Source organism: Arthrobacter agilis, assembly GCF_002953615.1.
GTDB lineage: Bacteria > Actinomycetota > Actinomycetes > Actinomycetales > Micrococcaceae > Arthrobacter_D > Arthrobacter_D agilis_B.
The window spans coordinates 2,052,405-2,060,420 of sequence record NZ_CP024915.1; the positions used below are offsets into that span (position 1 = coordinate 2,052,405).

10 protein-coding genes are annotated in these 8,016 nt (G+C 70.9%); all 10 read right to left on the minus strand.

From position 1 onward, the window contains the following. Positions 1-31: 31 nt before the first annotated feature. Positions 32-274: an acyl carrier protein gene (locus CVO76_RS09985; protein ID WP_133080418.1), complete on the minus strand. Its 243-nt coding sequence runs from the start codon at positions 272-274 to the stop codon at positions 32-34. A 111-nt stretch (positions 275-385) separates the two neighbouring features. Continuing rightward, entirely contained in the window at positions 386-685 is a 300-nt protein-coding gene (gene csrA, locus CVO76_RS09990) for a carbon storage regulator CsrA (RefSeq protein ID WP_133080417.1), read from the minus strand. Between the two features lie 4 nt (positions 686-689). Beyond that, positions 690-2,123: a hypothetical protein gene (locus CVO76_RS09995; RefSeq protein ID WP_208739136.1), complete on the minus strand. Its 1,434-nt coding sequence runs from the start codon at positions 2,121-2,123 to the stop codon at positions 690-692. Continuing rightward, on the minus strand, positions 2,098-4,146 hold the full coding sequence (locus CVO76_RS10000; RefSeq protein WP_208739137.1) for a flagellar biosynthesis protein FlhA: 2,049 nt from the start codon (positions 4,144-4,146) through the stop codon (positions 2,098-2,100). The genes CVO76_RS09995 and CVO76_RS10000 overlap by 26 nt, the downstream gene beginning before the upstream one ends. 3 nt (positions 4,147-4,149) lie before the next feature. Then, a complete protein-coding gene (locus CVO76_RS10005; RefSeq protein WP_133080414.1) occupies positions 4,150-5,250 on the minus strand; it encodes an EscU/YscU/HrcU family type III secretion system export apparatus switch protein in 1,101 nt (366 codons plus the stop codon). A gap of 1 nt (position 5,251) precedes the next feature. Beyond that, the gene (locus tag CVO76_RS10010) at positions 5,252-6,010 is read right to left on the minus strand and encodes a flagellar biosynthetic protein FliR (RefSeq protein WP_133080413.1); all 759 of its coding nucleotides are present in this window, start codon (positions 6,008-6,010) and stop codon (positions 5,252-5,254) included. Position 6,011: 1 nt separating this feature from the next. Further along, positions 6,012-6,287 (minus strand): flagellar biosynthesis protein FliQ, encoded by a 276-nt coding sequence (gene fliQ / locus CVO76_RS10015; protein WP_208739138.1) that lies wholly within the window; start codon positions 6,285-6,287, stop codon positions 6,012-6,014. A 1-nt stretch (position 6,288) separates the two neighbouring features. Further along, positions 6,289-7,185 (minus strand): flagellar type III secretion system pore protein FliP, encoded by an 897-nt coding sequence (fliP, locus tag CVO76_RS10020; protein WP_244185869.1) that lies wholly within the window; start codon positions 7,183-7,185, stop codon positions 6,289-6,291. Then, the gene (locus CVO76_RS10025) at positions 7,182-7,739 is read right to left on the minus strand and encodes a FliO/MopB family protein (RefSeq protein ID WP_208739139.1); all 558 of its coding nucleotides are present in this window, start codon (positions 7,737-7,739) and stop codon (positions 7,182-7,184) included. The genes fliP and CVO76_RS10025 overlap by 4 nt, the downstream gene beginning before the upstream one ends. Beyond that, the coding region (gene fliN, locus CVO76_RS10030) for a flagellar motor switch protein FliN (RefSeq protein WP_208739140.1) at positions 7,739-8,016 on the minus strand (278 nt) is incomplete at its 5' end. The genes CVO76_RS10025 and fliN, both read right to left, overlap by 1 nt.

An 8,016-nucleotide genomic window follows, 5' to 3' on the forward strand; every position in this document is an offset into this window, starting at 1 on the left:
GCAGGCCCCCGCCACTGCCGGCGGACGACGGTCAGCTCATCGCGGGACCGGACTCGTCGGACTTCGTCAGCTCACCGAGGAACGCATGGCACTTCGCGGCGCGCTCGGAGTCCTGGGCCATGACCTGCTCGAAGAACTCGGCGATGTCGTCGCGACCGGCGTTCCGGGCGTCACGCACGTACTGCCCGTAGTCGTGCCCTGCCTTGAGCGAGTGGTACTGCAGCGAGATGAGGTCGAAAGAGACGTCGTCGAATCCGGTTTCTCCAGTAGCCATGAGGCACCTCCGTGTTGGTATGAACAGGTGGTGTCAGGCTAGATCCGGCGGATTTCGGGCGACAACGCAGAATCAGGGATCCGGATTGCTCGCCAGTGCGGGGAGAGTCTGTTAGGCGCCGCCGGCCGGACCGCGGCGGGCATCGGCGGGCCCGTCGGCAGGATCCTCCGCCGCGACCACCGCACCGGACCGGAGCAGCGCCTTGAGCGCATCGGCGGCCTCGGCGTCGGCAGCCGCAGCGGCGAGGTTCGCCTCCGTGACGGCACGCAGGACCTCCTCGCGCTGGATCTTCACGCCGCGCGGGGCATCGATGCCGATGCGGATGCCGTCACCGCGGGAATCGAGCACCGTGATGACGATGTCGTCGCCGATCAGGATCTGCTCGCCGACCTTTCGCGTTAGAACAAGCATCGTTTCACTCTATCCCGGCGGACTCGGCCCGGCGTCGACCGACGGAGGCAGCGCGGCGCCGCGTCGGGGATTCCGGGGACCCGCCGTCACGCCAGCCCACGGGCAGACCGAGCGCGTCCACCGTGCCCGGCGTCGCCGTCGACCCCGATCCCACGACCGCCAGCCCCGACGGTGCGAGCTCGGCGCGCTCCATGCTCCTGCGGAGGGCTCCGACCCAGGCGGCAGTGTCCGCTTCCTTCCGTCCGGCGTCCACCGCGAGCCACACCTGGTCCGGGCGCAGGGCGAGCAGGAGCCGGGCGTCGGTCACGGGATCCTCCGAGGACAGCGCCAGGAAGACCGGATGCCCGCCGTCCACTCCGGCGGCACGGGCCGCGTTGGCGTCGAGGCGGTCGTCGATCCTGCGTGCGTCCCGGGTCAGCCAGCCCTCCGGTCCGGCGACGGCCACCGCGGCCGGGGCCCCCCGACCGAACGCCGCCGCCATGGACGCCGCGACCTCCCAGACCACGGCGGGCGCTCCGACGATGATCACGAGGTCGCCGGGTGCCGAGAGGACCGCGGGCGCGGGGTCGGGTGCAGCGGAGGTGTCGACGACGTGGCCCGCGAGGTCGGGCAGCTGTGCCGGGTCGCCCGGGTGCGCAGCGAGGTGCGGTACGACGGCGGGTGCATCATCGGATGCCTCACTACTACCCGCCGCGGTGGAGGGCCGGTCGTCCGGGCGCGCGCCCCACGGCGTCGATCCGCCGGAGGATCCGCGCTCGACAGGGTCGGTGGTGACCGGTCCGGCGGGAGGTCCGGTCCGGGTCGGTCCGACGTCCGGGAGTGCCTGCGGCGCGTCGTCGCCGGGCCGGCGCCGCGCGGCCGACGGGTCGGCACCTGGACCGGATGTCGAGGGAGACGTCGCGAAGGTGAGGTTGTCCATCAGCGCCGCGAAGAGGCCCGAGTCCGTCGAGACGGCGGCGGGCTCCCCCGCACCGGCGCCGGACACACCGGATCCCGGCCTGCCGGAACCGGCTGCAGCACCGGCTGCGGCACCGGCTGCGGCACCGGCACCGGCACCGGCTGCGGCACCCCGGGATCCTGCCGCCGGCGACCCGGCGGGAGCGGACCCGCCCGCTATCCGCACCTCGTCCAGCTCGGCCTGCTGGAGCAGGGCGTCGATACCCGCCGGCGCTGCGGCGCTGCGGCGTCCCCGCCGGGTACCGGGGGTGGAACCAGGGGGTGAACCGGGCGTGGACCGGTAGCCGTCGGCGTGTCCGGTAGCAGGCTCGGGCACCTCGACCACGATCTCGTAGTGCCTGCGGGCGAGTACGCCGCGGATACCGCCGACCGTGACGAGTTCCGCGGACACGATGAGTGCCCGCGGACCGTACAGGGCCGCGGCCTGGGTCTTCAGCTCCTCGAGGGAGGGACCCTCAAGATGAAATAGCTGCGGAGCCACGCACCACTCCTATGGTCTCGATGGCGACGTTCGCACTCGTCACTTCCTGGTACGAGAGCACAGGCAGCCCCGCCGCCTGGGGACCCACGAGCCGCTTGAGCGCGGGGCGCAGCGCCGGCGCGCACACCAGCACCGCGGAACGGCCGGTGGCCTCGATATCGGCCACCGTGGAGCGGATCGAGGCGAGGACGGCTTCGGTCCGTGCGGGATCGAGGAGGATCTGCGTGCCCTGGTCGGACGGGCGCAGCCCCTCGAGCATGGACTGCTCGAGCAGCGGATCGATCATGATGACCCGCAGCAGCGTGCCGTCGAGATACTGCTGGGTCACGGCGGGCCCGAGTGCCAACCGGGCCGCCTCGACCAGCCCCTCCGGATCGGACGAGGACTTCGCCTTCAGGGTCAGTGCCTCGTAGATGCGGGCGAGGTCGTTGATCGGCACCTGCTCGGACAGCAGCCCCTGCAGCACACGCTGCACCTCGGCGAGGGTCATTAGTCCGGGAACCAGCTCCTCGACGGCGGAGGGGCTGACCTGGCGGACGCCGTCGGTCAGCACCCGGACGTCCTCGCGCGTCAGCAGCCGTGCGGCGTTGGCCGTGATGACCGAGGACAGGTGGGTCACGAGGACCGAGACGCGGTCGATCACGGTGGCGCCGGCGAGCTCCGCATTGTGCCGGAGCTCCGAGGGCACCCACTTCCCGGCGAGTCCGAAGACGGGCTCGACGACGGCGGCACCGGGCAGGTGCGCGAGGTGGTCGCCGAGCGCGAGGACCTTGCCGCGCGGAGCCTCGCCCCGGCCGGCCTCGACACCCGCGATCTTGATGACGTAGGTGGCGGGCGGCAGGTCGATGCTGTCCCGCGTGCGGACGGGAGGCACGACGACCCCGAGTTCCAGCGCGACCTTGCGGCGCAGGGCGCGGACGCGTCCGAGGAGGTCGTCGGGAGCGCCGGTGACGACGTCCACCAGGTCCGGTGCGAGCAGCACCTCGAGGGCGTGGACGCGCATCTGCTCGAGCAGGTCGTCCGTGCTGTCGGCGGACGGAGCGGCGGCTTCGGCCTCGAGGGCCGCCGCCGCGGTGCGGGCGTCGTCGTCGGACTTCTTGAGCCGCTGCGCGATCACGATCAGGCCTGCGCCCACCACGATGAACGGCAGCTTCGGCATGCCCGGGATGAGCGCCATGACGATCGCCGCCGCACCCGCGATGCGCAGCGCGTTCTGCGACTGCCCGAGCTGCTGGGCCGCCGTCGAGCCCATGTCCGCCTCGGCGTTGGACCGCGTGACGATCATGCCGGTGGACACGGCCATGAGCAGTGCCGGGATCTGGGTGACGAGCCCGTCGCCGATGGTGAGCAGCCCGTAGGTGGTGAGGGCCTCGGAGATGGGCAGGCCGTCCTGCAGCATGCCGATCGCGAGGCCGCCGACGATGTTGATGATGATGATGATGATCCCGGCGATGGCATCGCCCTTCACGAACTTCGATGCACCGTCCATGGCCCCGTAGAAGTCGGCCTCCGCCGAGACCTCCGCGCGGCGTTCGCGCGCCTGCGTGTCCGTGATCAGTCCGGCGTTGAGGTCGGCGTCGATGGCCATCTGCTTGCCCGGCATGGCGTCCAGGGTGAAGCGGGCGCCCACCTCGGCCACGCGTTCGGCACCCTTGGTGACCACCACGAACTGGATCACCACGAGGATCAGGAAGACCACCGCGCCGATGATGATCGAGCCGCCGACGGCGACGTGCCCGAAGGCCGCGATGACCTCCCCCGCGTAGCCGTCCCCGAGCACCAGCCGGGTCGAGGCGACGTTCAGGCCGAGCCGGAACAGCGTCGCGACGAGCAGCAGGGAGGGGAACACGGAGAAGTCCAGGGGCTTGCGGACGAACATGGTGTTCAGCAGGATCACGAGCGCCAGCAGGATGTTGACGATGATCAGCACGTCCAGCAGCACCGACGGCACCGGCACCACGAGGAGCAGGATGATGCCGACGACGCCGACCGGGACCAGGAATTTCGGGAGGGAGGAACGCATGGTCTAGAAGCCTCCGGCGGCTGAGGGTCGGGCGGGAAGGGTGTGGAGGCCGCGGGCGGCCCCCCGGGTCCTGAGGGACATGACGAACGCCAGGATGCGGGCCACCTGGTCGTAGTTCTCGAACGGGATCTCCTGGCCGAGCTCGCAGGCGGCGTGCAGCGCACGGGCCAGCGGAATGTCGGAGACCATCGGCACCTGCTTCTTCTCCGCTTCCTCGCGGATCTTCGCGGCGATCACGCCCGAACCCTTCGCGACGACGCGCGGTGCGGACCGCCCGGGCTCGTACGTGAGCGCCACCGCCACGTGCGTCGGGTTGACGAGGACGACGTCGGCACCGCCCACGGCGGCGATCATGCGGTTGCGGCTCATCGCCAGCTGGCGGGAGCGCCGCTGGGACTTGATGAGGGGGTCGCCGTCGGAGTTCTTGTTCTCGTCCTTGACCTCCTTCTTGGTCATGCGGGTCTTCTTGCGGTTCCGGCGCATCACCACGAGGACGTCCATCGCCGCGAGTGCCAGACCGGCGACGACGGCGGCCCGCAGGAGCGCGGCGGTGCCGTCGCCCGCGGTGTTCAGGAGCGAGGCGACCGAGAGTCCCCCGGCGGCCATCAGCACCGGCATGAGGTTCTGCACGACGACGACGAGCACCAGCCCGACCACGGCGGTCTTCAGGAGCGCCTTCGCGCCCTGCCACAGGGCCTGTCCGCCGAGGATCCGCTTGAGGCCGTTGACCACGTTGAACTGCTCGAACTTGCCGGAGAACTTCTTCACGTGGATGCCGCCCTGCAGGGCGGCGGTACCGAGCACGGCCACCAGCAGCACACCCAGGAAGGGGCCCAGGATGACGCCCAGGGACGCGCCACCGTCGGCGAGGGCGTCGAGGGCCGACGCGGGATCGGGGTTCGCGATGGTGTCGGCCACGCGGACGAGCTGTTCGGTCGCGGCGTCGGACGAGCGGGAGATGAGGGACGGCAGCATCAGCGCTGCCGCTCCGACGCCCACCCACGCCGTGAAGTCCTCGGACTTGGCGAGCTGGCCCTTGGAGCGGACGTCCCTCATCCGCTTGTCGGTGGCCTGCTCGGTCCGCTCGCCGGAATCCTCCGCCATGTCAGCCCACCCCCATCAGGAGTGCTGCGGCGTCGTCCGCGAGGGTCGAGACGACGCGCGGCAGGGCGACGAATACCACGCCGCCGAGGCTGAGCGTGATGAAGATCTTGAGCGGGAACCCGAGCGCGAAGGCGTTCAGTGCCGGTGCGACGCGCGTCAGGAGCCCGAGGCCGACGTCGGCCAGGAAGAGGACCACGATCAGCGGACCGGCGATCTGGACCGAGGCCAGGAAGAGTCCGGTGACGGCGCCGGTGAGCGCCTCGACGGGTTCGGCCAGGTCCAGCCCCCCGCCGAGCGGCAGCGCGCTGAAGGTCCGGACCAGGCCTCCGATGATGAGCTGGTAGCCGTCGGACGTGAAGAGCAGCGTCAGGGCCGTGAGCTGGAACAGGCGCGCGAACTGGGCACCGTTGACCATCGACTGCGGATCGAATCCCTGGGCCAGGGAGAACCCGCCGAACAGGTCGATCAGGCTCCCGGCGGACTGGATCGCGGAGAAGACGACCAGCACGAGGAAGCCCAGGGCGGCGCCGACCACGAGTTCGAGGACCAGGGCACCGATGTACCGGCCCGTGCCGCCCGTCTCGTAGCTCCCGGCGACCTGCGGAGACACCGCGAGCGCCAGCCCGACGGCGAGCATGGCCTTCACGCGTGCCGGGATGCCCTTGTACGAGAAGGGCGGTGCGATCACGAGAAAGGCGACGATCCGCACGCCGGCGAGCATGACGGCTTCGATCCGGCCCTGGTCGAGTTCGATCTCCATCTCAGCCGCCCCCGAGGAGCCCGGGGATGCGCTCGAACATCTCGTGCGTGAACGAGATCATCTCGGAGATCATCCAGTGGCCGCAGACGAGCAGGGCGAGGCAGACGGCGGCGGCCTTCGGCACGAAGGAGAGCGTGACCTCCTGGATCTGCGTGATGGACTGCAGCAGCGAGATCGCGAACCCCACCACGAGGGCGGTCAGGAGCACGGGTGCGGACAGCTTGGCCGCGGCCCAGATGCCGGCGAGCCCGATGTCGAGGACGGCGTTGGTATCCACCTCAGCCGCCCTGGTAGCTGTTGATGAGGGACGTGATGATGAGCCCCCACCCGTCCACGAGGACGAACAGCAGGATCTTGAAGGGCAGCGAGATCATGACCGGCGGGAGCATCATCATGCCCATGGACATCAGCGCCGCGGAGACCACGAGGTCGATCACGAGGAACGGCACGAAGATCACGAAGCCGATGATGAAGGCGGCCCGCAGCTCGGAGATCATGAACGCCGGGATCAGGGTGGTCAGCGGGACGCTCGCGGCGTCCTCGGGGTTCGGCTGGCCGGCGGCCCGCGTCATGAGTGCCAGGTCCTCTTCACGGGTGTGCGCCATCATGAAGGTCTGCAGGGGGCGGGCGCCGTCCGTGAGGGCCTCGGTGAAGGTCGTCGCGCCGCTGAGGTAGGGCTGGACGGCGAGGTCGTTGATCTCGGTCAGGACCGGCGCCATGATGAACAGCGACAGGAACAGGGCCAGCCCCGCGAGTACCTGGTTGGGCGGGATGGACGGCAGCGAGAGCGCGTTCCGCGTCATCGCGAGCACCACGAAGATCTTCGTGAAGGACGTCATCATCAGCAGCAGTGCCGGCGCCACGGACAGCAGCGTGATCCCGATGAGGGTGAGGACGGCCGAGCTCGGTTCCCCGTTGACGCCGTTGATCTCGACGGACAGCCCGTCCCCGCTGCCCGGCTCGGCCGGTGCCGTGGGGTCGGCGGGGGCGGACGGTGCCGTGGGCGAGGGAACGGCGGGATCCAGTTCGCCGGCATGGCCGGCGGCGGCTCCGAGCAGGACGACGACGACGGCGAGCAGCACGGCTGCGACTGCCGGGAGGAGCGGGACCCGGACGAACCGGGCCAGGCGGGTTCCGCGTGCGGAGGGTGCCGACGGCAGGACGGCCGTCGTCACCCGGCCCGTCCCTGGCGCAGGAAGGCTGCGGTCTGCTTCCAGGTGGTGGGCGACAGGATCGACCCCTGGAGGGTCGCGGCGGCATGCGCCGGCTCCGCTGATCGGGCTGCACGTGCGGCACGGCGGCTGATCGGCTCGGCGTCGGCGGTGCGATCCGGAGCGGGAGCCGTAGCGGCCAGCCGCAGGGATGCGGCGAAGCGGGCGTCGGCCGGTTCCGGAGTGCCCGGTCCCGCGGAGGTCGCGGCCGCCCGTGCCTGGACCGCGGGCACGGCGTCGTCGGACTCCGGGACGGCCTGCAGCGCGCGTGGCGCGGCCGAGGAGTGGAGGACCGACACCGACTGCTCGGTCACGCCCAGGTAGAAGCGCGTGCCCTCGGCCTCCACCACCACGAGGGATGCCTTCGCGCCGATGCCCTGGCGTGCCACGACGGACACGAGGCCGGCTCCGGCGCGGCCGCCGTTGACCTTCGAGAGCTTGCGGTGCAGCACGAAGAGCAGCGCGAGTACCACGCCGAGGGACAGGAGCACCCTCAGCGCGAGGACCACGACGTCCACTAGAGGGCGCCGTCTGCGACGTCGAGGATCTGGGTGATGCGGACGGCGTAGTCCTGGTCGACGACGACCACCTCGCCATGGGCGACGAGGCGCCCGTTGAGCAGCACGTCCGCCGGGGCGCCGGCCGAGCGGTCGAGCTCGATCACGGCGCCGGGTTCGAGGTCCAGGACATCGCGCACAGACATCCTGGTACGTCCGATCTCCACGGTCATGGCCATCTCCACATTGCTGATGCGGCCGAGGTTGGCGGCACCGGCGGAGGCGGCGGAACGGCAGC

Bases quoted from the DNA above. Each gene is read 5' to 3' on its own strand.
- CVO76_RS09985 (WP_133080418.1), bottom strand. From the start codon at position 274: ATGGCTACTGGAGAAACCGGATTCGACGACGTCTCTTTCGACCTCATC.
- csrA (WP_133080417.1), bottom strand. From the start codon at position 685: ATGCTTGTTCTAACGCGAAAGGTCGGCGAGCAGATCCTGATCGGCGAC.
- CVO76_RS10000 (WP_208739137.1), bottom strand. From the start codon at position 4,146: ATGCGTTCCTCCCTCCCGAAATTCCTGGTCCCGGTCGGCGTCGTCGGC.
- CVO76_RS10005 (WP_133080414.1), bottom strand. From the start codon at position 5,250: ATGGCGGAGGATTCCGGCGAGCGGACCGAGCAGGCCACCGACAAGCGG.
- CVO76_RS10010 (WP_133080413.1), bottom strand. From the start codon at position 6,010: ATGGAGATCGAACTCGACCAGGGCCGGATCGAAGCCGTCATGCTCGCC.